The sequence below is a fragment of the Novosphingobium sp. BL-S-21 genome, from assembly GCF_055521655.1.
On record NZ_JBVFVP010000003.1, the window covers coordinates 338104 to 361227 of the forward strand.

The window sequence follows — 23124 nt, forward strand, 5'->3', positions numbered from 1 at the left end:
CATAGCGCCCATGATCGTTCTGACGCTGGCTGTCGTATCCACGGCGCATCCTGTGCGGTCGCAGGAGGCCGCCGCAGCGACGCAGGAAGCCGATCCCGATTTGCCACTCGATGAAGCCCCGGCTTCCGCGTCGAACCTCGCCACCCGCTGCGAAGAGAATGATGCCGGCAGCTGTTTCGAACTAAGCAGCCGCTACCGTGAAGGTCGAGATGTCGCGCGTGACTTGGTTCGGGCAACAGACCTGACCATAAAGGCATGCAAGCTCGGCAATATGGCAAGCTGCTCCATGGCCGGGTTCGCCTATGGGCAAGGACAGGGTGTTGCGCTGTCGATGGACCGGGCGGCTGCTTATTATGCCCAAGCTTGCGACGGCGGCAATGCCAACGGCTGCTCAAACCTCGGCCTAGCCTATATTCACGGGGACGGGGTCGCGAAGGATGAGCACCGTGCTGCCGCCCTCTTCAGGCAAGCCTGCGACAACGGGTCGCCGGATGGATGCATGAACCTGGGCGCCGCCCTCTCGCTGGGCAAGGGTCTGCCTCGTGACCAGAAAGAGGCCGCCCGATTGTTCATGCAGGGCTGCGACGGCGACGATGAAAAATCATGCTACAATCTTGGCGTCCTCTATCGCGACGGCCAGGGTGTCTCTCGCGATTATGGGCAGGCGGCTGCGCTGTTCGACAGATCATGCAGCTCTGGCGACGCCAGCGCCTGCGGGAACCTGGCCATGATGATCCATCAGCGCCATGGAGTGACCAAAGACCGGGGCTATGCCCTCGACCTGTTCGACAAGGCATGCAGCCTCGGCGATCCGGAGAGCTGCCTCATGCTGGGCAAGGCCTATCAAAAGGGGAGTGGTCGCGATCGCGACTATGTCCGCGCGATCGCCTTGTTTGAACGATCACTGAAGCTCGACCCGCAGGCATCCTTTGCCGGCAAGGCGAAGAAGGCACTCGCCAATGCGTACGCTGCGGCGACCGCCTCAAAAGCAATAGACAGCTCCAGGCAGCCTGGTCTCTGACGTTCATCGTCGAATCCGTCGTTACAGCAGTCTACACGCACGACCGGTTTCGGGGTTTCCAGACTTTCCTGTAGTGGCGGCTAGCTGTAGCAACGTCCCGGGCCTTGCCCACCACAGCCAACCCTTATCGGTCATTTAATCCCCGATTTTTCACCTCTAGGGGAGACCGGCTACTTTGGATCCAGCAGCGGCAACTGTCCAGGCCTCCGAACGGTGAGAGCAGGGTGCTACGGCCATGGCTGTTTAACTGACCTGCTGCCACTGGGCCTCCGGATGCCTAAACAGGACAATCTGCAATTGACGGTCGAGCGTCGTCCATTTATATCCGTCCGGTCAGATATAAATGGACGACGCCAATGGGCCGCAAGAAGAGTATCGATCAGAACCGCATTCTCGATGCGGCCGAAGTCGTCGTTTCAAGGGTAGGTGCGGCGCGCCTGACGCTGGACGGCGTCGCTCAGGAGGCTGGGATCAGCAAGGGTAGCGTGGTGTACGACTACGGCACCAAGCAGACCCTGATAGAGGCCATGGTCGAACGCGCGGTCGTGCGCGACAATGCCTTCAACCAGGCAGCGGCAGAACCCTTCGAGGGCAGTGACAATGCGACGATGAAGGGGCGGATATCCGCAGCAAGCCAGCCATTTCCCGACGAGTTTCGCGCGGTCGCGCTAAACATCTGCGCGGCGCTGGCTCAGGACCGCTCGCTGCGCGCTGCCATCCAGAAGAACCAGACCGCCGTGATCGACCGCATTTGCGAGGAGGCGGGGCCGTCCAGAGGCCCGATGCTCGCCTATCTCGCGCTCGAGGGCCTCAAGTTGCTCGAAACCTTAGATTACCACCAATGGTCCATCGAAGAGCGCGAAGCGCTGCTCGAGGATATCCGCTGGCTTGCATCCGGCCCTCCGGGCTGATCGTGCCGGGCCTTTGCCCGTAACCTACAAGGCAGAAAATTCCATGAAAGACTTTCAAGCCATCGGAGGTGATCGCGCCTCCGATCCAGAACTGCTGTCCCCGCTCTTTGTGACCGGGGGCAACGGCTATCTCGGGCGGAACCTGACCCGCCATTTCGTCGCCAAGGGCTTCAAGGTTGTCGCCCTCGTTCGCTCGCAGCAGTCCGCCGATGTGGTCCGCGCGCTCGGCGCAAGGCCCATTGTCGCCCAGCTTTCCAGCCCGGCCGTGACCGAGGCGATGAAAGGATGCCGCTCGCTGGTCCACGCTGCGGCCCATACGAGCCACGGTCCAGAGACGCCCGAGCATGTCCAGGTCAATGTTGAGGGAACCCGGGCCATATTTGCCATGGCCCGGCAGGCAGGTGTGCGGCGGGCAGTGCATGTCAGCACGGAATCGGTACTTCTGGGCGGCCGGGCGCTGATCAACGTCGATGAGAACCTGGCGGTGCCTTCGCGCTTTCCCGGGGCCTACTCGCGTACCAAGGCCGAAGCGGAGCGGATCGTACGGGCGCAGAGCGGTAATGGCTTCGAGGCTGTCATCGTGCGGCCGCGCTTCGTCTGGGGGCGCGACGACACGACCGCCTTGCCGATCCTGACACAAGCCGCTCGTTCGGGGCAGATGGCCTGGATCAACGGCGGCGAATACCTGACGTCAGCCACGCATGTCGCCAATGCCTGCCATGGCATCGAACTGGCGCTGCTGAAGGGCCGGGCGGGCGAGGCTTACTTCATCACCGATGGAGAACCCACGACATTCCGCAGCTTTGTCTCCCGCTTGCTGGAAACGCAGGGGATCGATCCCCCCGAAAAGGTAGTGCCGTCCTGGCTGGTCGGCACCGTAGCCCGTGTGGGCGAGTTCGCGGCACGGCTTTCCGGGGGCCGTATCAAGCCGCCTGTGACACGGCAGGATCTGGCGACGATGGCCGTCGAGGTGACGCTCGACATCACCAAGGCCAAGCGCGATCTCGGATATACCCCTGTGGTTTCGGTCGACGAAGGCATGGCGGAACTCAAGCGCCTCGCTTCCGCCGGCGGGGATCAGCAAAGGTAGGTGTTGGGCTGGGGGGCTGTGCCGGGCTGGCCTGCTTCCACCCATGCCAGTTTGCCCTTGAGGAACGCCAATGCGGCATCGAGTTCGCGCTGGCGTTCCTCAAGCCTGACGATCTGCTTGCGCAGGACTTCCCCGGTCCGCTCCGGCGAGCCGGCGCCCCGGCGGTATTCCTCTGCCAGCGCGCCGATCTCTGCGAGTGAGTATCCCAGCGACTGTTGCAGCCGGATCATCTGTGCAGCGGTAACGTCGTCCGCGCTGAACACCTGATAGGGATTGGCGCCGCCCTTCTTCGCACTACGCTCGGGCTTCAGGAGACCTTTGGCGATGTAGAACCGCACCGTGTCGACCGATAGTCCGGCCGTCCTGGCGAACTGCGAAATCAGCATGAAGGTGTCTTGACCATTGACCATACTCCACACTTATAGGTCCTGCCTGTCGATATCTGGAGTTCTTCAATGACTGGCATAAATCGTCTTCCGCAGATCCCGCTCGGTTGCGGCGGTCCCGCCATCGGCATCCAGGGCCTGGGCTGCATGGGCATGAGCGAATTCTACGGCGATACCGATGAAACCGAGTCCCTTGCCACACTGGAGCTGGCGCTCGAACTGGGCGTCACGATGTTCGACACCGCAGACGTCTACGGTATGGGTGAGAACGAGCGCTTCCTGGCGTCCTTCATTCAGGCAAACCGGGGGCGGGCGGTGATCGCGACTAAGTTCGGCTATGCCCGGACGCCTGAGAGGCCGGATAACTGGAGCCTCGACAATCGCCCGGAATTCATCCGCCAAGCAGCCGAGAACTCGCTCCAACGCCTCGGCATCGAGGTCATCGATCTCTACTACATGCATCGCCGCAGCACCGATGTGCCGCTCGCGGAATCGATCGGAGCAATGGCGGACCTCGTTGCGGAGGGCAAAGTGCGTGCCTTGGGTCTTTCCGCAGTCGGCGCGCAAGAGCTGCGCGAGGCGCACGCCGTTCACCCAATCGCCGCGCTTCAGTCGGAATGGTCGATCTTCACCCGCGATATCGAGGCAGAAATCGTGCCTGCGGCTGTAAATCTTGGGATCACGCTCGTACCCTATTCGCCGCTCGGACGAGGAATGCTCACCGGCCAGACCCTTGCCGAAAACCTGAGCGCAGGAGATGCACGCTCCTACTTCCCGCGCTTCTCTGCCGAGAATCGGGAGGCGAACATGCGCCTTGTCGCCAAGATCGAAGGGATCGCCGCAGGGCAGGGCGTCACTTCGGCGCAGCTCGCGATCGCCTGGCTTTATGCCAAGGCCGGTGAACTTGGGGCCGCTGTCTCGCCGATACCCGGAACGCGGAGCCCCAGGCGCCTGCAGGAGAACGTGGCGGCCGCGTCTCTGACGCTCGATCAGACCGCCATGGCGGAATTGGAACCGCTCGCATGCGAAGTCGCGGGAATTGCCATCTGATCAAAATTATCGCCAAACGCCCGATCTGGGCGCTTGGCCGCTGACAGTGCCCGACCAACTCCGGACGTGGCAATCCGGGCGATGGCCTCAGCTTTTGGCGCGAAAACCTGCAATTATGTAGATGCGACTGGCCCCAAAGCTTCAATGATCCGGCATTCAGCGACAGTGCCGCCATCGCAGGAATCGATCACTGCCTTCAGCTCGCGCCGCAGGGCACGGAGGTCCGCAATCTTGCGATCCACCTCCAGCAGGTGCTGGCTGGCAATCCGGTCGATTCCAGCGCAGTTGCAGCTTTTTTCGTCGGAAAGGCCAAGGAGCGCGCGCACTTTATCCAGTGAAAAGCCGAGGTCACGGGATCGTCGTATGAAAGACAGGCGGCCAAGTTCAGCCTGCCCATAGTCCCGGTAGTTGCTCGACGTGCGGGCGGGCTTAGGTAGCAGGCCGATCTTCTCATAATAGCGGATCGTCTCGATCTTCGTGTTGGTCGCCTTGCCCATTTCCCCGATCGTCAACGCCATGCTCTTGACCCTGTAGTTGCTACAGGCCTCATATAGCCTGTCATCGAGAAGAAAAGGAGATGGCACATGGCTGGCGGCTGCTGCAGCGGAACATCAGAAAATGGCGGACAGACAGACGATCGCGTCTGGCGACGCGCCCTGTGGATCGCGCTGATCATCAACGCTGGCATGTTTGGCGTCGAAATCGTCGCTGGCGTCACGGCTGGGTCAGCATCGCTCAAGGCTGACGCGCTCGATTTTTTGGGCGATGCGGCCAACTATGCCATCAGCCTCGGTGTCGCCGGACTTGCGCTGCGCTGGCGCGCCCGCGCAGCGCTCGCCAAAGGCTTGTCGTTACTGTTTCTGGGCATCTGGATCATCGCCAGCACGGCGTGGATGGCAGCACACGGAACGCTGCCTACGGCCGAGACCATGGGCATCATCGGCGTTGTCGCGCTCGTCGCCAACCTGATCTGCGCCGTCATGCTGTGGCGGCACCGGGAAGGCGACGCCAACCGCAGATCGGTCTGGATATGCTCGCGCAACGACGCGATCGGCAACATTGCAGTGGTTGCGGCTGCACTGGGCGTCTTCGGCACCGGAACGGCTTGGCCCGACATCGCCGTCGCGGCAGTGCTGGCCGGTCTTGGCGTCTCGGGCGGTTGGCAGATCATTCGCCAGGCATGGCTGGAGTTAAAAAGCCTTGACCACAGTCATGCTACTCCCCGCCAAACCGGAACCGTACGCCCCCATTGAGAACGAAGCCGTCAATCGGCGCCCGAGCAGCGACCATCCACGCACCTGTCGGCGCGCGACTGCGGAGAAGTAGAGGATGGTGATGGGTCTGCCGGACATTGAGCAGGTTCTCCGCGTTCACGAACAAGCTGACCTTGCCAAGGACGAGTTCGCCCATGGCACCAAGCTGGACATAAGCTCGGCTGCGGATAAGATAGGGATTGTCGTCCAGCGACTGGCGACCGGTATAATAGGCTTCGATACCCATGCGGCCGCGCCCATGCATGGAAAGAGCGGCCGTCAATATAGCCGGTAAGGTCGCAGCAGGAAAATTCTGGGACAGCGCACCTTTTTCACATATGCCGGCCGCCGCCACCCAGAAATGGACCAATGCATGCCGGCCAGCCAGAGAGCGGCGGCGCACCATAGGGGAACGCGCGATGCCGGTCGCGCGACACCAATGAGAATTGCGATCGCTACAAGCAGGAAAATCGAACCCATGTCACGGATGAAACGCAGGTTGAACGGGCAGGTGGTGGTCACGCCGGGCACAGCAAAATACCAGTTCGCTGGTGAGATCAGCATGAAAGGCCTTTCACAGCGGACGCGAGACCCAGCACTGCGGCCAGCGCGAGCGGAAGATTCCGGCTCGTGCTGTGCCCTCTTACGACTGAGCGGCAAGCCACTTATCGAAGCGCGTGGGCGCAATTTGTCGATTGTCGCCTAGGACCAGCGTCCGGTCGTCGGCGGGCGCGCCGAAATAGTCGCGTTCGGCGGTAACGCTGATCCGGCGCGGATCGCCGCGTGCCCCGAGCCAGCTGGCGGTCAACTCGGCCAACTGTCCGCGCTTCGGTCCTGCCACTTCGATGATGCCACCGGCCGGGGCAGCCGGTGTTTATCTGGGCAAGCAGCGCCGAGACATCGGCTGCGGCGACCGGCTGGAGCGAGATGCCCGGCAGGTATGCAGTATCGCCCCGCGTATAGCCCTCCGCGATGGTGAACAGGAATTCAAAGAAGTGCGTGGCGCGCACGATCGCGTAGGGTATGCCGCCGGCGGCGATAAATTGCTCCAGTGTCAGCTTGGCGCGAGAATAACCCGAGGCTTGAAGGCGATCGGTCCCCACCACCGAAAGTGCGACGACGTGGTGCACGCCTGCGTCGCGTGCTGCTTCCAGCAAGTTGGTTGTCGTGCCGCGCAAGAAAGCGATAGCGGCCGCGTCCGCGAACGAGGGGGCATTGCTGACATCGACCACGACCGCGGCATCCGTCAGCGCTTGTGCCAGCCAGGCGCCGGTTAGCGCATCGATTCCGGTGCTCGGTGAAGCGGTGACGACCTCATGGCCCTTCGGAAACGACGGCTGTAGCATGCAGGCTTGGCATAAATGCCGTTCAGGTTTGCCCTGACCTGCCTCATCACTCGACGAAAGCGTGCGCTTAGCGATGTCCACCGCATAGTTACCAGAACGCATTCTGACGTGTTGGAGCAGCCTTTGCGGATCGGCGCTTTATTGCATCACAGCTAAATCAGTCAACCTTCAGTACGGACGGCACCGACCAGCTATCGTCCAGTATCGCGACACTGGGCCAATAGGCGCGGAGGAAAAGTTCAAATGGGCCTTCGGGAGCCGGAAGCCAGTTAGATACTTTGTCCTCTATTGGGCGCACATGCTGAACATGAATAGTCAACGACCCATCGTCGTTGTGCTTCAAATCTTTGTTCTTAGTGCCGAGCGAGTAGCGATTGATCGCGTTCGGGGCGAAGAAGTGTGCTTCGTCATAAAGGGTAAGTGACCAGAAACCGTCCACTGGCGGCAGTTGCCCCTTCGGGAAGGTAAGGGTGTAGGCGGAGCCACCGTCGAAGCGATTGCCCTCGTTGTCGTGTTCTTGAGAGAAATAGGCCGATTCACGCCGTGGATTTACGAATATGTTCGCTTTGGCCGCCGCCGCCCGGCTGAAGTAATCGGTGCCGAATTCGGCTCCGTTCATCGGTGCAACCCAGCCATTGCCGACGGGAACGCCGGCGTAATCGTAGCTGTGGATCACCTTCATGATCTCCGCATCGCTGTCTACGGCGACTTGCCGGATCACGGTGGCAATGGCGGCATCCGCCTTGGCAGCAGCGAGCAGCGAGCCGAACCAGGCATAAAGTGCCTCTTCCCCCGGTTGCGGGGGCACCTCCTCCAGTATGGCTGGCAGTTCTTCGAAGAAGCTTTCGGCTCGCACCCATTGCGTTTCGCCACCGCTGCCCTGGCTGCCGCCGGCAGGGTCTGCGAGGACCGGGATTGCAGTCCAGTCCTTGGTCTTGAATCGCCCGTCGTATTCACTGAGCGGGTAGGCCATCACCTGACTTACGATCGGCCGAATAGCAGCACGATCGGCATCGGTATCGTCAAGGAAGCAGCGCGGGATGATGTAAGCAATATTGGTCGGCGACCGATAGATCCCGGCGATCCCTTGCGGCACGTCACCCGCCCAGTCGGGTCCGGCAACGAGATAGAAGCCGGGCCGGGTGCCGTACATCTTGCCGGCGCCGCCCAGTGTATCCGTCCTCTGGTCACCGAGCTGATAGACCCAGAAACGGTCACCGAAATCGGGCACCTGGAAGACGACCGCATCCTGCTCCAGCGAAAATATGCCGAAGCCATAGGCGACATCCTGGTTGGGCGTGGCGACGGCCCGCTCCTCCGGCTTGATGTAGTCGGTAAGCATGGTTAGCCGATTGAGCGGCGCAACCGGGAGCACACCGTCACCAAGGCCGCATTCCGGCACTTTGGAGAAGACGAGATGCCGGTTGTGGATGTTGACCATGGGCCAGGCCCAGATGAACGCCAGCTTCGCCAACGCCTCAACATAGGGCTTGGGAAGCTTGGTGCCGACGATGGGGCCTGCAGGCGGGGTAAGGCTAAGCGCGGGAAGTCTGATCGGCATGATGAGCCCCTTGAAGGAAGATGCTCTGTGGCAAGGTGATGTGGCTTTTCGCGAACGCGACGGCGGCCTAAGCTCCGGGTTTCACTTCGATCTCGACCTGCTGCACCCTTCCAGTGAACCGGAACGGCATTTTATAGGTGAAGTCGATGGGCGAGCCGGTATCCATGCCGATGTCCAGCCCTTCGCCCAGCGAGAACTGGATAGGTACCGTCTTTTCAAGACGTCCTTCGGCAACTTTCGCGCCATTTGCAGAAAGGGTAACAGTGCCTCCCTTGCCCATGCCGCCGCCGTCGTACTTGAAATCGACCACGAGGGTCGCTCTGCCCTTTGGCAGTGCTGCTTCCGCCGTAAAAGTTGAACGGTCCACCGAGAGGAAATTGTAGACAAAGACGGGCTTTCCCCCTCGCAGATAGAGGCCATAGCCGCCCTCTAGTCCGCCGTGGGTCACGATCATGCCCTCCGCCTTGTCGTCGGGCAGTTCTATCTCCGCCGTGATCGTCCAACTCTTGTTGAGCATGTGCAGGCACGCCGCATCGGGCAGCGCTACTTGTCCTTCGTAGTAGATCGCCTTGGTCCGATCGCCCACCATGTTGGGTCGGCCCATCAGTTCGGAATTCATGCGGATCGTGCCGCGCCAGTCTAGCGGCAGCACGTTGTACTTGGCCGCTTCCACCCACCAGAGGTCCTGCAACTCGCGCAGTTTGTCGGGGTGCCGGTCGGCCAAGTCCTTCGCCTGAGAAAAATCCTCATCCAGCTTGTAGAGTTCCCAGACCTGATTGTCCGGGCTCCAGTCCTCGTCACGGTTGGGTTCCCAAGGGATGAACGACGGAGCGGAAGCCATCCACCCTTCGTGATAGAGCCCGCGGTTGACGCCCAGTTCGAAGTACTGTGTCTTGCGCTTGCTTTCGGCGGTGCCGTCATCGAACGTCGCCGCGAAGCTCACGCCCTCGATCGGCTTCTGCTGGACGCCGTTCAGCTCGCGAGGCGCGGTTACGCCGCAGATCTCGTAGAGCGTCGGCACGATGTCGATCGTGTGGATGAACTGATCGCGTAAGCCGCCCCTGTCCTTGATGCGGTCCGGCCACGAGATGATCATCGGGTTGCGCGTGCCGCCGAAATGGCTTGCCACCTGCTTCGTCCACTGGAACGGCGTATTCATCGCGTGCGCCCAGGACGAAGGGAAGTGGTTGAAATGCTTTGGCCCACCGAGTTCGTCGATGGCTTTGATATTGTCCTCCCACTTCTCCGGGAAGCCGTTGAAGAACATATTCTCGCATAGAGAGCCTTCCAGGCCGCCTTCGGCGCTCGATCCGTTGTCGCCGGCGATGTAGATGATGATCGTGTTGTCGGCATCTGGCATCGCCTTCACCGCATCGATCACCCGGCCCATTGCCGAGTCCACTTGCGCACCGTACCCGGCGAAGACTTCCATCATTCGCGCATAAAGCCGCTTCTGGTCGTCGTTCAAACTATCCCAGGCCGGCAGCCCCTTGGAACGCACGGTCAGTTCGGTATCGGCGGGTATGACGCCCAGCTTCTTCTGCCGTTCCAGCGTTTGTTCGCGATAGACATCCCAGCCCATGTCGAACTTGCCCTTGAACTGGTCGATCCACTCTTTCGGCGCCTGATGAGGCGCATGGGTGGCGCCCGGCGCGACATAGAGAAAATAGGGCTTGTCCGGTGCAATGCTCTTCACCTGCCGCACCCAGGTGATCGCGCGATCCGCCAGATCCTCGGTCAAGTGATAGTTCGGATCGTCCGATGCAGGGACAAGGTTCTTGTTCTCGTAAAGTATGGGGTTCCAGTGGTTCATGTCGCCGGCGTTGAAGCCGTAGAAGTAATCGAACCCCAGCCCATTAGCCCAGCGATCAAACGGCCCGGCCGCACTGGTTTCCCAGGTAGGTGTGTTATGGTTCTTGCCGACCCACGCGGTCATGTAGCCGCTCTGGCGAAGCACTTCGCCCACAGTGCCGCAGTTGCGGGGCAGGATGCAGCAATAGCCGTCATAGCCCGTCGCCAATTCTGTGATGCCCGCGAAGGAGGCGGAATGGTGATTGCGCCCGGTAATCAGCGCCGCCCGCGTAGGGCTGCACAGTGCGGTGGTGTGGAAATAGTTGTAGCGCAGGCCTTCTTCCGCCAGGCGGTCCATCGTGGGCGAAGGCACGCCGCCGCCGAATGTGGCGAACTGGCCGAAACCCACATCGTCCAGCAGGATCAGTACGATGTTCGGCGCACCCTTCGGCGGTTCCACCGGCTGGGGGAAGGTAGCGGGATCCGAATCCTTGAACGTTCGCCCAACCTCCCCTGCGAAATGGAAATCAGGTCGAGGGAGAATATCCGGGGTTGTTTCGTTGGGCACGGGTGACCTCCTTCACGTTCAGCACAACGCTAGAAGGGCCGCAAACCCAGGCAAACTAGGGTAACACCTGAGAATCAGTCAGATTCTCCCCGATAAAAACTTAACCCAAAATTGCGCAGCGCGGTCCGAACCGGCACGAGCCAAGAATATCTCAGCCGGCTTGGCGGCACCCTGCCGGCGACAACGACCCGTCGTTCCGGCGTAGAGAAGAATGTCGGCTCACGCTCAAACCAAACGAATGCCTATTGCAGAGCCACAAGCATCCTCTAGCCTCACGTAATCTGCCACGGCGCCATGCCATCGGCAGCTATGGAAGAGCTATCCCGGGATGCTCAAGCATGCTGACCTCACTGCGAATGCTCATGCGTAATATGGCGGTCAACGCGGCGCGATAGCCAGCATGTCCCATGCGCGCATCGCATTCGAGATTGCGCCATTGAGTACGTCCCCTGTTATTCCATCGCGTGCGAGCAGGGAAATACCGAGCAGGAGCCCGTCGAACATCGCGGCAAGGCCGACTGTGTCCACATCGGCCGGCAATGTCCCGTTCTCGATCGCGCTGGTCACGCAAAGAACGATCGCTTCGCGATTGCCCTGGCGCTCCGCCGCCGTCAGTCCTTTCAGAGCGGTCGTCTGATCCGAACCGATGGTTGCCGACAACGTGACCATGCAGCCGGTGGGATGACCCGGTGTCGTCTGCATCATGGCCGAGCGGCGCAAGGCATGCTCAATCCGCTCGCGCGGCGGCAGCGTCTGGTCGCGCAACGCGTCCGTTACCCGGCCGTAGGTGGCCAGATAAACCGACAGGGCCTCACGATAGAGCGCCTCCTTCGAACCGAACGCGGCGTAGAAGCTCGCTGAGGAGATGCCGCCCATCGCGGTGCGTAACTGGTCCAACGACACGCCTTCATAACCGTGTTGCCAGAACAGATGCGTGGCGATTGTGACGGCGGCATCACGATCGAAGCTGCGGGGCCGTCCCGTGCGGGCCATGTTTCTCCTCCAATCTGAGATCTGAACTACTCGATCCAGAAGTCGTTGACAAGCGCCGCGCTTTCGATGATTTCTGGATCGAATCATCCATAATTCGAGTTGGGCCATGGCTTCTAGCATTGATAACCCGCCTGTTTCACCGAGCCGCGCTGACGAAAGGCTTCCCGTCGGCGCGCTGTCGGCTCTGGCGATGACAGGCTTCATCTGCATCGCGACGGAGACTTTACCCGCCGGCCTCCTGCCGCAGATTTCCGCAAGCCTGGCACTTTCGTCCGCACTGGCGGGTCAACTCGTGACGGCTTACGCGCTTGGTTCGGTGCTGGCAGTGATCCCTTTGACGATCCTGACCAGCGCCTGGCCCCGTCGCCATGTGCTGCTGCTGACCGTCTTCGGCTTCCTGTTGTTCAACGGGATCACCGCGTGGTCCTCGGACTATCGCGTAACGCTGGCGGCCCGTTTCCTTGCGGGTTGCGCGGCGGGACTTGGCTGGGGTCTTCTCGCGGCCTTCGCCCGGCAGATGGTTGAGCCAAGCCAGCAGGGGAAGGCGATGGCGATCGCGATGGTCGGCACGCCGATCGCTCTCTCGCTGGGCGTCCCGCTCGGCACCTGGCTTGGCGGCGCTGTCGGTTGGCGCGCGGCATTCGGCATCATGTCGCTGCTGGCACTCCTGCTCGTCGGATGGGTCTTGCTCAAGGTGCCGAACTACCCCGGGCGGAAGGCATCCTCGCGCCTTTCGATCGGCAAGGTATTTACAGCGCCCGGCATCCGACCCGTCCTTGGCGTAGTGATGACGTGGATGCTGGCTCACAACATCCTCTATACCTATGTCGCGCCGTTCGTGGCACCGGCGGGCTTGGCGGAACGAGTCGATCTCGTGCTGCTGGTCTTCGGCATCGCCGCCCTTGCAGGAATTTGGATGACGGGTCGTCTGGTCGATCGTCATCTGCGCACCACCGTGCTTGCCAGCCTGGCCGGTTTTGCCATCATTGCGCTGCTTTTTGGTCTGGTGACGCCGCAGCCAGTCATCATTGTCGCTGGGGTTGCGATCTGGGGACTGACTTTTGGCGGCGCCGCGACCCTGCTCCAGACCGCGCTGGCCGACACCGCGGGCGATCAGGCCGATGTCGCGCTGTCTATGAACGTCGTGACATGGAACCTGGCGATCGCCGGCGGCGGCGTGCTGGGCGGATTGCTGCTTGATCACTTGGGCGCTGCAAGTTTCCCCTGGGCGATGCTTACGCTGTTGATCGGCGGGCTGGTGATTGCCTGGTCGGCACGTGGTTACGGGTTCCCCGCAGGGCCGCGCCGTCATTCCGGCGCAGCCTCGGGACACTGACCGGTCGGCGCCGGCTCCCATCGATCTATTGTCGCCGTTACGGCCCGCCGTGCTGAGTGTCAGGTCCCGTCGATTGCGGCCAGGTAGGAGGCTGCGGAAGCCACGTGGGGCTGTGCGTCGCCATTAAGCTGCCAACACATTACAACAGTCGACAGGCGGCGCACCGCAAGCGTCCCTTGGGCCGAATTATACGTTTGCCTTGCCGACCAACCAGGGCTTCAGCGCCCGGTAGTATCGATGTAAGGATTATCATTGCCGGGCATCAGGGGTTTCCTTGATGTTTTTAGCCGAGGTAGGCGGGCACCTTTCCATTGAGCGCCACAACTCGAATGGAATTTGCGAGATGCCCAAGGGAAAGCCCAATATCCTCGTTATCTGGGGTGACGACATCGGGATCAGCAATCTCAGCTGTTATAGCGACGGCGTCATGGGCTACCGCACGCCCAACATCGACCGCATTGCCAACGAGGGCATTCGTTTTACCGACAGCTACGGCGAGCAGAGCTGCACAGCCGGCCGCGCCTCGTTCATCACCGGCCAGTGCGGCTATCGCACTGGCCTGACCAAGGTCGGCATCCCGGGTGCCAAGGCAGGCATGAAGGCTGAAATCCCCACCATTGCAGAACTGCTCAAGAACCATGGCTATCGCACCGGCCAGTTCGGGAAGAATCATCTCGGCGACCGCAACGAATACCTGCCGACAGTCCACGGCTTCGACGAGTTCTACGGCAACCTCTATCACCTCAACGCCGAGGAGGAGCCGGAGATGTACGATTATCCGGATCCCAAGCAGTTCCCAAACTTCGCCAAGAAGTACGGCCCGCGCGGTGTCCTGCATTCCTTCGCCACCGAGATCGATGATCCCACAGAGGACGAGCGGTTCGGCCGGGTCGGCAAGCAGAAGATCGAGGATACCGGCCCGCTGAACATCAAGCGCATGGAAACCTGCGACGACGACTTCGTCGACAAGGCTTCCGCGTTCATCCGCGCCGCCAAGGAGGCCGACGAGCCATTCTTCGTCTGGCTTAACACCACCCACATGCATCTCTACACGCACACTAAGCCGGAGAGCCTGGGCCAGGCGGGATTGTGGCAGTCGCCCTATCACGACACCATGATCGACCATGACAAGAACGTTGGGCAGATGCTCGACCTCCTCGATGAACTCGGTCTCGCTGACGATACGCTGCTCATGTATTCGACCGACAACGGTCCCCATCGCAACTCTTGGCCGGACGGCGGCATGACGCCCTTTCGGTCGGAAAAGGATACCAACTGGGAAGGCGCCTTTCGAATTCCCAAACTGATCCGCTGGCCCGGCAAGATCGCCGCCGGCACGATTTCCAACGAGATCGTTGGCCACAACGACTGGCTGCCCACCTTCCTGGCTGCTGCAGGCGATCCTGATATCAAGGAAAAGCTCAAGGAAGGCGGCGTTGAGGCCAACGGAAAAACGTTCAAGGCACATCTCGACGGTTATAATCTCCTGCCCTACCTTACCGGCGAAGAGGAAAAGTCGCCACGCCAGCACTTCGTCTACTTCGACGACGACGGCCACATCGTTGCCATGCGTGCGCACAATTGGAAGGCCGTGTTCCTCGAGCAGCGGTGCAAGGGTACGATGCAGCTTTGGGCAGAGCCATTCACCGAGCTGCGCGTACCGAAGCTCTACAATTTGCGCACGGACCCGTTTGAATTTGCGGATGTGACATCCAACACCTACTACGAATGGTTCATTCGTCACGTCTATTTCATGTACTATATCAAAGACGTTGCGGCGAAATTCGCGATGACCTTCGCGGAGTTCCCTCCCGCCCAACACCCTGACAGCTTCACTATCGACGACGCCTTGGCAAAACTCTCGGCCGGCGCCGGCGCCGCGGGGGGGGAAGCTGCACAAGGCTAGCCCCAGCCGCTGTTAGCACTTTAGCCGGGGCTGGAGAAAACCAATGACAACTCCTCTTTCCACTTGGGCTGACGGAGCGGCGAAGACTGCAATCCTTCAGTTCATTGCATGCGTGACCAACCCGGATGGAAGCGAATTTGTCCCGCCGGAAGATCGGATCGCGACGTTCGACAATGATGGCACTCTGTGGTGCGAACAGCCCCTTCAAACCCAATTCTTTTTTGGGCGGGATCAGCTTCAAAAGATGGCGGACGAAGATCCAGACCTGAAAGCGCGCCAGCCATACAAAGCGTTCCTCGAACACGATATTGACACAATCAAGGAGCTTGGAAAGCAAGGCTTTTTTGAAGTCGCGTCAATCGCACACGCGGGCATGACCGAAGACGATTTCCATTCGCATGCGCGCGATTGGCTGGTTCACGCCCGCAATCCGGCAAACGGGCAACGCTTCGTCGATCTGGTGTATCGCCCGCAGCTCGAGCTCATGGAATATCTACGGCAGAATGGCTTCCGCGTTTTTATCGTGTCAGGTGGGGGGATCGACCTCATTCGTGCTTTCTCTGAAGAGGTCTACGGGATCGCTCGCTCGCAGGTTGTTGGCTCCAGCGTCAGGACCCGAATGGAAGTCTCCGACGGGAAAGTGAGTTTGCTGAAACTCGCTGAACTGCAAAGCTTTGATGACCGGGAAGCTAAAGTGCAGAACATCGCTCTTCATATAGGACGCCGGCCGATCTTCGCATTTGGGAACTCCGACGGTGATCTCGCGATGCTTAGATACACCTTATCGGGAAGCGGCCTGCGACTGGCTCTCCTGCTTCACCACGACGATGGGGAGCGGGAGTTTGCTTACGATCGGGAATTTGCCGTCAGCCCTTTAGCAGAGGCTCTCGATCGCGCGGAAGAGTTCGGGATTACGGTGGTCAGTCTCAAAAATGACTGGAACGAAGTTTACGCTGAACAATGTTCTTTTCGGGAAAAATGAATTCGAGAGTCCCATGTTCGGCATGCTGCGTTAAGTTGCTATTCCGCTCTCGGCAATGAACCTCGTTTAAGTCCCACGACGCCGCACCGACCATTCGCACCGCGCGGTCATGGAACTCAGGCGGGATCTGTTTCCCATCTTGCTCATACCGGATGCTCCTTCTCACAGTTCGGAGCCTCCGGAAAACCCGGGACGCTTCAATCCTCAGCGATGGGCTTTCGCCCAGACGGTTTGGGCGTTCGTGAACTCGCGCAGGCCGAATTGCGACAGTTCGCGTCCGTATCCGCTTTTCTTGACACCGCCGACCGGGATCCGGGCATTTGAAGCGCTGAAGCCGTTGATGAACACGCCGCCGGTTTCGAGCCGACGGGCGATCCGCTGCGCCTTGGCGACATCGGCGGTCCACAGATTGCCACCCAGGCCATAGTCGCTGCTGTTGGCGAGCAGGATGGCATGCTCAAGATCATCGGCGATCGTCAGCGCCGCGACCGGGCCGAACGTCTCCTCGTCGAACGCTGCCATTCCGGGGGCTACATCGGCGAGGACGGTCGGGGCGTAGAAGTTCCCCGTTCCCTCGACTTCGTACCCGCCCAGCAGAAGCGTCGCGCCTTGTGCAAGGGTGCGCTGGACCTGGCCGTGAAGTTCCGCGCGAAGATCCTTACGCGCCATGGGGCCGATCTTCGTGGCGGGATCGCGCGGATCGCCCATCTTCAGGTCCCGCGCGGCTGCCACGAACTTCGCCGTGAAGGCTTCGGCGATGGGTCGTTCCAGGATGAAGCGCTTGGCCGCGAGGCAGACCTGACCCGTGTTCTGGAACCGGGCTTGGATCGCCGCCTCCACCGCCAGATCGATGTTCGCGTCTGCCAGCACGATGAAGGCGTCGCTGCCGCCCAGTTCGAGCAGGCTTTTCTTGAGCGCTTTCGCGGCGGTGGCGGCCACGGCTGCGCCCGCCCGCATGCTGCCGGTCAGCGTGACGGCTGCGATGCGCGGATCCTCGATCACGCGAGCCACCGTCTCGTTATCGGTGCTGAGATGGGCGAACAGCCCCTTCGGAAAGCCGGCCGCCTCATAGGCCTGCTCCAAGGCAAAGGCGGATCCCATCACGTTGGGCGCGTGTTTGAGCAGGAAGCCGTTGCCCGAGAGCATGATCGGCCCGGACGCCCGGATTACCTGCCATAGCGGGAAATTCCAGGGCATGACGGCCAGGATCGTGCCGATCGGCAGGTAGGAAATGTGGACCAGATCGCCTCCTTCGATTGACACGGGCTCATCGGCCAGGATGGCGGGGCCGTTGTCTGCGATCCATTCGATCGTCGCAGCGCACTTCTCGACTTCCGCGCGGGCCGCTTCGATCGGCTTGCCCATTTCGGACATGATGAGAGCGGCCAGCGTCTCCGAGCGCTGGCGCAGCGTCGCAGCAAGCCGGTGATAGGTGACAACGCGCTCCTTCATCGGGGTATCCCGCCACAGCCGATAAGCGGCGGCACCGGCCTGGAGGACGGCCTCGACCTCATCAGGGTTCTGATAGGGGTAGCGCGCGATCAGCGCGTCTGTGGCGGGGTCGCGGGATACGGCTTCGGATGCGAAGATCTGGGCGGCGTTGGTCAGTGTGTCGGACATCGTGGGCTCCTGAGGACGGGGGCAGGGCTGCGAGGGCTGTCAGAAATTCTGGCGAGTGGGGCGGATGACGATAGCGTTGATGCCAACATCGGCGGGCTGCTCGATCGCATAAGCAATGGCGCGCGCGACCGAACTGGCTGGGATCGCCTGCCGGTAAAAGTCCATCACCGTATCGGTCGCGGTGCCCGAGGTGCCGAGTTTGAGGTCGCTTTCCACTGCGCCGGGCTCGATGGCGGTGACGCGTACCGTTTCGCCCACTTCCTGCCTAAGCCCTTCCGTGATCGCGCTTACCGCGAACTTGGTTCCGGAATAGACCGTGCCGCCCGGCGCGAAGACCTTGATGCCTGCGACCGAGCTCAGGTTGATGATGTGGCCACTGTTCTGGGCAAGGAAGCGCGGAAGCGCCGCCGCGATACCGTAGAGCGTGCCCTTGAGGTTGACGTCGATCATCGCGTCCCACTCGTCGGTATTGGCCTCGGCCATGGGGCGGATCGGCATCAGCCCGGCGTTGTTGATGAGGACGTCCAGCCGGCCGAAATCGGCCACGATATCTGCCACGACCGTTGCCACTTGCGCCTTGTCGGTAACGTCGAGGGCGTAGGCGCGAGCGTCGCCGCCTTCCGCCGCGATCTCGGCGACCACCGCGTCGAGCTTGTCCTTGCGGCGGGCGGCAATCGCTACCCTGGCGCCGCGGCTTGCGAGCAGGCGCGCGGTCTCGGCGCCGATCCCGGTGCTGCCACCGGTGATGAGAATGACCTTGTTTGCGATACCCTCACTCATGTCGTTTTCCTCTTTGCATGGGGGTTGAGGACGGCTTGCCGCCGCCCGTTCTTCGATCAGCGGCTCGCGCGGGCCGCCTGTTCGATCACGTCGGCCACAGCGCGTGGCTGCGAGATGAAGACGGCGTGACTGCCCTTGATCTCGGTCACGCTGACGCCGGCGTGGCGGTACATCGCGCGCTCGAGGTCGGGATTGATCATGCGGTCCTGCTGCGCGACGATCCCGTAGGCCGGCTTCGACTTCCACGCCGGAGCGGAGATGGGCGTGGACAGGATCGCCTTGTTCCACGGCACTTGCGAGATTGCCATGAAACGGGACTGGGCAGGCGGCAGGTCGGCGGCAAAATCGGCGGCAAAGCGGACCGGGTCGACGAGCAGATAGCCGTCAGAGGTCGGCTCGATGCTCGTCGCGGCGGGCGGGTTCTTCTGGATCTGCGAGAGGATCGTATCGCCCTCGTCAGGCACGAAGCCGGCGACATAGACCAGGCTCGCTACGTGCGGGTTGTTTCCCGCCTCGGTGATGATCGCGCCGCCATAGCTGTGACCAACCAGCACGGCGCGGCCCTGAACACGGTCCAGGATACGGTTGGTCGCGGTGACATCATCGGCCAAGGAGGTTTCGGGCTCCTGGACGATGCTGACGGTGTAGCCGTCCTTCTCCAGGATCTCGGCGACTGGCTGCCAGCCTGATCCGTCCGCGAAGGCGCCATGGACGAGGACCACGTTGTGCACGGCGGAGGTTGCAGGTGCGGCGGCGGCGAGGCCCGGGAATGCGATCAACGCAGCGGCGCCCAGCAAGGCATGGATATTCTTCATCGTACATCTCCGGTGCACCCGATCTTGCGAGTGGCTGACTGTGGTAAGGATCAGGCGGCGACCGAACGGACGCCGCTCGGAACGTAGGCAGGATAATCGGTGAGTCCTTCCGCCCCGCCGCCGTAGAGCGTCTCGGGACGTAGCGGATTGAGCGGCCAGTCATGGGCGATCCGCGCTGGCAAGTCGGGATTGGCGATGAACGGGCGGCCGAAGGCGACGAGATCGGCGAGACCGCTAGCGATCAGATCCTCGGCACGCTGCGCGGTGTAGCGGCCCGCATAGAGGATGCGCCCGCTGAAGGCCGCGCGAACCGCCTCTCGGAAGGAGAACGGGAGGTCCGGCGCGTTGTCCCAATCCGCTTCCGCAATCGAGAGATAGGCGACGCCGAACTCTTCCAGCAGCTTGATCGCGGCAATATAGGTCTGATGCGGATCGGGCTCGACCAACCCGATGTAGACGCGATCGACATCGGTGCTTTCGAACAGCGGGGTGAAGCGCACGCCCAGCCTATCCGCACCGATCGCGTCGGAAACCGCAGCGACGATCTCGCGCAGGAAGCGCAAGCGGTTCTCGATCGAGCCGCCATAAGCATCCTCGCGTCGGTTGGCGTGCGCCGAGATGAACTGGTTGACCAGATAGCCGTTGGCGGCGTGGATCTCGACGCCGTCGAAGCCGGCCGCGATCGCGTTGCGGGCGCCTTGAACGTAGAGCGACACCAATTCGCGGATTTCGGCAACCTCGAGCGCGCGGGGCAGAGATGGCGCGACCAGTTCGCCGGTGCCGGGCGCTGTTTCGATGAAGGCCTTGACCTTCTCGGCCGGGATGGCCGACGGGGCGACCGGCGCTCCGCCGTGCAACTGGGCGTGCGAAACACGTCCGACATGCCAGAGTTGGGCGAAGATTACGCTACCTTCGGCATGGACGGCCTTGGTCACTTCGTGCCACCCTGCGATCTGGGCTTCGCTGTAGATGCCAGGGGTCCAGGCATAGCCTTGGCCGCGCGGTTCGATCTGCGCGCCTTCGCTGACCATAAAGCCCGCGCCGGCGCGCTGGGCATAATAGCGCGCCATCAGGGCGGTCGGCACGTCTCCGGGCTGGGCGGCGCGTTGGCGAGTCAGAGGCGGCAGCACGACGCGGTTGCGCAAGGTGTGCCGGCCGAGCGGGACAGGGGTGAACAGAGCGGGGTGGCGGGTCATCATGATCTCCTGGAATACGTGGATCAACCGGTGCCTTTCGCAGGCGCGCGGCATTGCTCCTTCCAGTCCGGCGGCGCGGGACGGAGGCGATAGTTTGTTGCGGTCTCGCTGGATGGTGGCGCGGTTAACGCCGTGATCGCAGGCGTTGCGGTAACCCGAGGCGCCATGTCTGCGCCAGAAATCCAATCAACTGGATTTCCTGTGCGTAGAAGGGCTGCGCGAGCAGCGCGGCGCCGATCCAGTGCTTCAGGTTGCGCATCGCGGCCTTCTCAGGCCGAAACGGGATCGAGGACGAAGGCAGTCCGCTCGGCAAGATCGCCGATCGCGGCGAGATAAGCCTGGAAGTGCGGGGTCGCGCGGTGCGCGGCAACCGCCTCAGAGCTGGTGTAGAGCTCGTCCAGCACGAAACGCGTGGGCTCGCTCTGATCCTGCCAGAGATCATAGCGCAAGTTGCCGGCTTCCGCCCGGCTCGGGACGAGCATGCCGTCGAGCAGGGTACGGAGCTGATCGGCAGCGCCGGGACGGGCGGTCAGGACGGCGACGATCTTCACAGGGTTGGTCATAGGGATAAACCTTGATGAATGGGTGGACTTGGTGGCGCGCATCCGCAGCGCGCCACCTGTCATGCGCGTGCTCATGCCGCCGTCTGCGGGCCGCCGAGCGCCGCGATCATGGCCTTTGCGACCGCGTGATCGGAGGCCGGGTTCTGGCCCGTGATCAGTTCGCGATCAACGACCACGTTGGCGGCAAAATCTTCAGAAGCGGCCGAAACCTCGCCGCCTGCCAGCCTCAGGGCCTTGGGCATGTCGAAGTACAATTCGCCCTTCAGCAGGTGCTCTTCGGCGATCTTCTCTTCGCTCGCCGAGAAGACCGTCATGCGGTAGCCCGCATAGATCCAGTCCTTCGCAAGGTCGGCCGCCTTGGCGTCGTCGCCCTCGATCAGGGCCGCCCGGTACTTTGCCGGGTCGGGCAGGGCGGCAACGACCGCGACAGGGCCATGGCAGAGCAGACCGGTCGGCTTGGCCGCCGCATGGAAGTGGCGCAGGATGGCGCCCGCCTCGCCGCTCTGCATTACGTCGACCGCCGGAGCATGGCCGCCGGGGACGAACACGCCTGCAAACTTGTCCAGCCCCTGTTCGATGACCGAGGCAAAGGTGCGAACCTCGTTCATGGCCGGGTGCTCGGCAAAGAAGTGTCGGCCGCGCTCATAGGCGGCTTGGTCGCCTCCGAAATGCTGCACCGTATCCGATGCTTCGTCGATGTGCGGCTTGGTGCCGTCGGGTGTGGCGAGCACGACATCGTAACCGGCCTCGATCAGCGCCATTGCGGGCACCACCGTCTCGTTGAGGTACTGGCCGATCGTGGCCGAGCCCCCGCCGCGCAGTTCAATCTGCGTGGCGTTGGATCCGAGGAAGAGCACTTTCGTCTTGGTCATCTGAGCCTCCATTGTCTCACCGCATTCGCTGCGGACGAGTGGAAAGTGGCCCATTCCGACATATTCCAGAAGTTTATTGTCTTGATTTCAGATATACGCTCTAGAGCATGTCTGTATGCGATACGACCTCAACCTGCTCCCGATCTTCGTCGCCCTGATGGAGGAGCGCAGCGTGACGCGCGCAGCCGAACGCGTCGGGATGACGCAACCGGCGCTATCCAACGCGCTCTCGCGGCTGCGCCTAATGCTCCAGGATCAACTGTTCATCCGCGAGCGGTACGGGATTCAGCCCACTGCCGTCGCACTGGAACTCGCACCCGCGATCGCCGATGCGCTGGCGAAGCTCGATGATACGGTGCTGGGCCAGCAGGGCTTCGATCCCGCCAAGGCGCAGCGGGTCTTCACGATAGCGCCCAACGGCTACGTCGAGTTCGTCCTCGTGCCCGCTATTGTCGCCCGGCTTCAGCAGGTCGCACCCGGTATCAAGCTTCGTCTGACGCCCTATGGCAACGATCTGGTTGAGACCGGCATCGTGTCAGGCACCACCGCGCTGGTACTCGGCCGCATTGTCGATCCCCCCGACAATCTCGTCGTCCAGCACCTTATGGACGAGAGCCTCGCCTGTGCGGTGCGGGCGGATCATCCCACTGTAGGCGATGCGATGACCCGCGTGCAGTTCGAGACGCTCAAGCACGTCAACATCATACCGCCAGGCCGGATGCGGGCGGGGCTATTCCAGGCGCTCGCACAGCAGGAACTCAAGCGTGAGGTCGCGATCTCAGTGACCAACTTCTTCGCGGTCGCCGAGATGGTGGCCGTCACAGACTACTGTGCAACGCTCCCGTCTCTGATCTGCAGGCGGCTGCAACAGGATCATCGCCTCAAGATCCTTCCCGCACCGGTAGATCTGGGCACGTTCCCGGTCGAGATGGCCTGGCATGTCCGGTACCGACAGGACGCGGCCCATCGCTGGTTGAGAGGGCTAATCGCCGAGATCGTGCGAGAGTTGTCGGCCTAGGTTGCCCCCTTACAGCGCTCCTCTCCAGTCTGATCAATGTGACGGGTATTCGTGTGCGTGTCCCGC

At 61.8% G+C, this 23124-nt stretch carries 24 protein-coding genes; 9 read left to right on the top strand and 15 right to left on the bottom strand.

Annotated features, from left to right (window positions below):
• The first annotated feature begins 10 nt into the window (after positions 1 to 10).
• The 3 genes from ACZ1J6_RS23900 (at position 11) to ACZ1J6_RS23910 (ending at position 3022) form a co-directional block, all read left to right on the top strand.
• Positions 11 to 1021 (top strand): tetratricopeptide repeat protein, encoded by a 1011-nt coding sequence (locus ACZ1J6_RS23900; RefSeq protein ID WP_465128779.1) that lies wholly within the window; start codon positions 11 to 13, stop codon positions 1019 to 1021.
• A gap of 356 nt (positions 1022 to 1377) precedes the next feature.
• Positions 1378 to 1932, top strand: a complete 555-nt coding sequence (locus ACZ1J6_RS23905; RefSeq protein ID WP_132269493.1) for a TetR/AcrR family transcriptional regulator — start codon at positions 1378 to 1380, stop codon at positions 1930 to 1932.
• 43 nt (positions 1933 to 1975) lie between these two features.
• Positions 1976 to 3022, top strand: coding sequence for an NAD-dependent epimerase/dehydratase family protein (locus ACZ1J6_RS23910; RefSeq protein ID WP_465128780.1), 1047 nt, complete (start codon positions 1976 to 1978; stop codon positions 3020 to 3022).
• On the opposite strand, the gene ACZ1J6_RS23915 is transcribed toward ACZ1J6_RS23910, so the two are convergent.
• On the bottom strand, positions 3010 to 3408 hold the full coding sequence (locus tag ACZ1J6_RS23915; RefSeq protein WP_465128781.1) for a MerR family transcriptional regulator: 399 nt from the start codon (positions 3406 to 3408) through the stop codon (positions 3010 to 3012). The genes ACZ1J6_RS23910 and ACZ1J6_RS23915 overlap by 13 nt on opposite strands.
• 69 nt (positions 3409 to 3477) lie before the next feature.
• Here ACZ1J6_RS23915 and ACZ1J6_RS23920 point away from each other — a divergent pair, with 69 nt between their 5' ends.
• A complete protein-coding gene (locus tag ACZ1J6_RS23920; RefSeq protein WP_465128782.1) occupies positions 3478 to 4458 on the top strand; it encodes an aldo/keto reductase in 981 nt (326 codons plus the stop codon).
• Positions 4459 to 4571: 113 nt separating this feature from the next.
• Here the strand turns inward: ACZ1J6_RS23920 and ACZ1J6_RS23925 are convergent, their stop codons facing one another.
• Complete coding sequence (locus ACZ1J6_RS23925; protein ID WP_465128783.1) at positions 4572 to 4976, bottom strand: MerR family transcriptional regulator; 405 nt, start codon at positions 4974 to 4976, stop codon at positions 4572 to 4574.
• A 66-nt stretch (positions 4977 to 5042) separates the two neighbouring features.
• Between ACZ1J6_RS23925 and ACZ1J6_RS23930 the strand changes: the two genes are divergently transcribed.
• Complete coding sequence (locus tag ACZ1J6_RS23930) at positions 5043 to 5711, top strand: cation efflux transmembrane domain-containing protein (protein WP_465128784.1); 669 nt, start codon at positions 5043 to 5045, stop codon at positions 5709 to 5711.
• Here ACZ1J6_RS23930 and ACZ1J6_RS23935 read toward each other — a convergent pair.
• The 6 genes from ACZ1J6_RS23935 to ACZ1J6_RS23960 all read right to left on the bottom strand — a co-directional run bounded on the left by ACZ1J6_RS23935 (position 5674) and on the right by ACZ1J6_RS23960 (position 11970).
• The gene (locus tag ACZ1J6_RS23935) at positions 5674 to 5958 is read right to left on the bottom strand and encodes a hypothetical protein (RefSeq protein ID WP_465128785.1); all 285 of its coding nucleotides are present in this window, start codon (positions 5956 to 5958) and stop codon (positions 5674 to 5676) included. The two genes, ACZ1J6_RS23930 and ACZ1J6_RS23935, sit on opposite strands and share 38 nt — an antisense overlap.
• Positions 5959 to 5990: 32 nt before the next feature.
• The gene (locus tag ACZ1J6_RS23940) at positions 5991 to 6275 is read right to left on the bottom strand and encodes a hypothetical protein (protein WP_465128786.1); all 285 of its coding nucleotides are present in this window, start codon (positions 6273 to 6275) and stop codon (positions 5991 to 5993) included.
• 101 nt (positions 6276 to 6376) lie between these two features.
• Positions 6377 to 7159, bottom strand: coding sequence for an SDR family oxidoreductase (locus ACZ1J6_RS23945; protein WP_465128787.1), 783 nt, complete (start codon positions 7157 to 7159; stop codon positions 6377 to 6379).
• Between the two features lie 55 nt (positions 7160 to 7214).
• Positions 7215 to 8618, bottom strand: a complete 1404-nt coding sequence (locus ACZ1J6_RS23950) for a DUF1254 domain-containing protein (RefSeq protein WP_465128788.1) — start codon at positions 8616 to 8618, stop codon at positions 7215 to 7217.
• A 67-nt stretch (positions 8619 to 8685) separates the two neighbouring features.
• On the bottom strand, positions 8686 to 10869 hold the full coding sequence (locus ACZ1J6_RS23955) for an arylsulfatase (RefSeq protein WP_465128789.1): 2184 nt from the start codon (positions 10867 to 10869) through the stop codon (positions 8686 to 8688).
• Between the two features lie 486 nt (positions 10870 to 11355).
• Positions 11356 to 11970, bottom strand: a complete 615-nt coding sequence (locus tag ACZ1J6_RS23960; RefSeq protein WP_465128790.1) for a TetR/AcrR family transcriptional regulator — start codon at positions 11968 to 11970, stop codon at positions 11356 to 11358.
• A 106-nt stretch (positions 11971 to 12076) separates the two neighbouring features.
• Here ACZ1J6_RS23960 and ACZ1J6_RS23965 point away from each other — a divergent pair, with 106 nt between their 5' ends.
• The 3 genes from ACZ1J6_RS23965 (at position 12077) to ACZ1J6_RS23975 (ending at position 16194) form a co-directional block, all read left to right on the top strand.
• Entirely contained in the window at positions 12077 to 13306 is a 1230-nt protein-coding gene (locus ACZ1J6_RS23965) for an MFS transporter (protein ID WP_465128791.1), read from the top strand.
• Positions 13307 to 13649: 343 nt separating this feature from the next.
• Complete coding sequence (locus ACZ1J6_RS23970; protein ID WP_465128792.1) at positions 13650 to 15212, top strand: arylsulfatase; 1563 nt, start codon at positions 13650 to 13652, stop codon at positions 15210 to 15212.
• A 43-nt stretch (positions 15213 to 15255) separates the two neighbouring features.
• Entirely contained in the window at positions 15256 to 16194 is a 939-nt protein-coding gene (locus ACZ1J6_RS23975; protein WP_465128793.1) for an HAD family hydrolase, read from the top strand.
• A 204-nt stretch (positions 16195 to 16398) separates the two neighbouring features.
• Here the strand turns inward: ACZ1J6_RS23975 and ACZ1J6_RS23980 are convergent, their stop codons facing one another.
• From ACZ1J6_RS23980 to ACZ1J6_RS24010, 7 genes are all read right to left on the bottom strand, one after another.
• A complete protein-coding gene (locus tag ACZ1J6_RS23980; RefSeq protein ID WP_465128794.1) occupies positions 16399 to 17814 on the bottom strand; it encodes an NAD-dependent succinate-semialdehyde dehydrogenase in 1416 nt (471 codons plus the stop codon).
• A gap of 39 nt (positions 17815 to 17853) precedes the next feature.
• On the bottom strand, positions 17854 to 18594 hold the full coding sequence (locus ACZ1J6_RS23985; RefSeq protein WP_465128795.1) for an SDR family oxidoreductase: 741 nt from the start codon (positions 18592 to 18594) through the stop codon (positions 17854 to 17856).
• Between the two features lie 56 nt (positions 18595 to 18650).
• Complete coding sequence (locus tag ACZ1J6_RS23990) at positions 18651 to 19409, bottom strand: alpha/beta fold hydrolase (protein ID WP_465128796.1); 759 nt, start codon at positions 19407 to 19409, stop codon at positions 18651 to 18653.
• Positions 19410 to 19459: 50 nt separating this feature from the next.
• Positions 19460 to 20605 carry an alkene reductase gene (locus tag ACZ1J6_RS23995; RefSeq protein ID WP_465128797.1) on the bottom strand — a complete coding sequence of 382 codons (1146 nt, stop codon included), beginning with the start codon at positions 20603 to 20605 and terminating at the stop codon, positions 19460 to 19462.
• 124 nt (positions 20606 to 20729) lie between these two features.
• The gene (locus ACZ1J6_RS24000) at positions 20730 to 20864 is read right to left on the bottom strand and encodes a hypothetical protein (RefSeq protein ID WP_279388337.1); all 135 of its coding nucleotides are present in this window, start codon (positions 20862 to 20864) and stop codon (positions 20730 to 20732) included.
• A gap of 10 nt (positions 20865 to 20874) precedes the next feature.
• Positions 20875 to 21168, bottom strand: a complete 294-nt coding sequence (locus tag ACZ1J6_RS24005) for a putative quinol monooxygenase (RefSeq protein WP_465128798.1) — start codon at positions 21166 to 21168, stop codon at positions 20875 to 20877.
• 71 nt (positions 21169 to 21239) lie between these two features.
• On the bottom strand, positions 21240 to 22040 hold the full coding sequence (locus ACZ1J6_RS24010) for a type 1 glutamine amidotransferase domain-containing protein (RefSeq protein WP_132269464.1): 801 nt from the start codon (positions 22038 to 22040) through the stop codon (positions 21240 to 21242).
• Between the two features lie 115 nt (positions 22041 to 22155).
• Here ACZ1J6_RS24010 and ACZ1J6_RS24015 point away from each other — a divergent pair, with 115 nt between their 5' ends.
• Positions 22156 to 23058 (top strand): LysR family transcriptional regulator, encoded by a 903-nt coding sequence (locus ACZ1J6_RS24015; RefSeq protein ID WP_132269462.1) that lies wholly within the window; start codon positions 22156 to 22158, stop codon positions 23056 to 23058.
• Positions 23059 to 23124 lie beyond the last annotated feature (66 nt).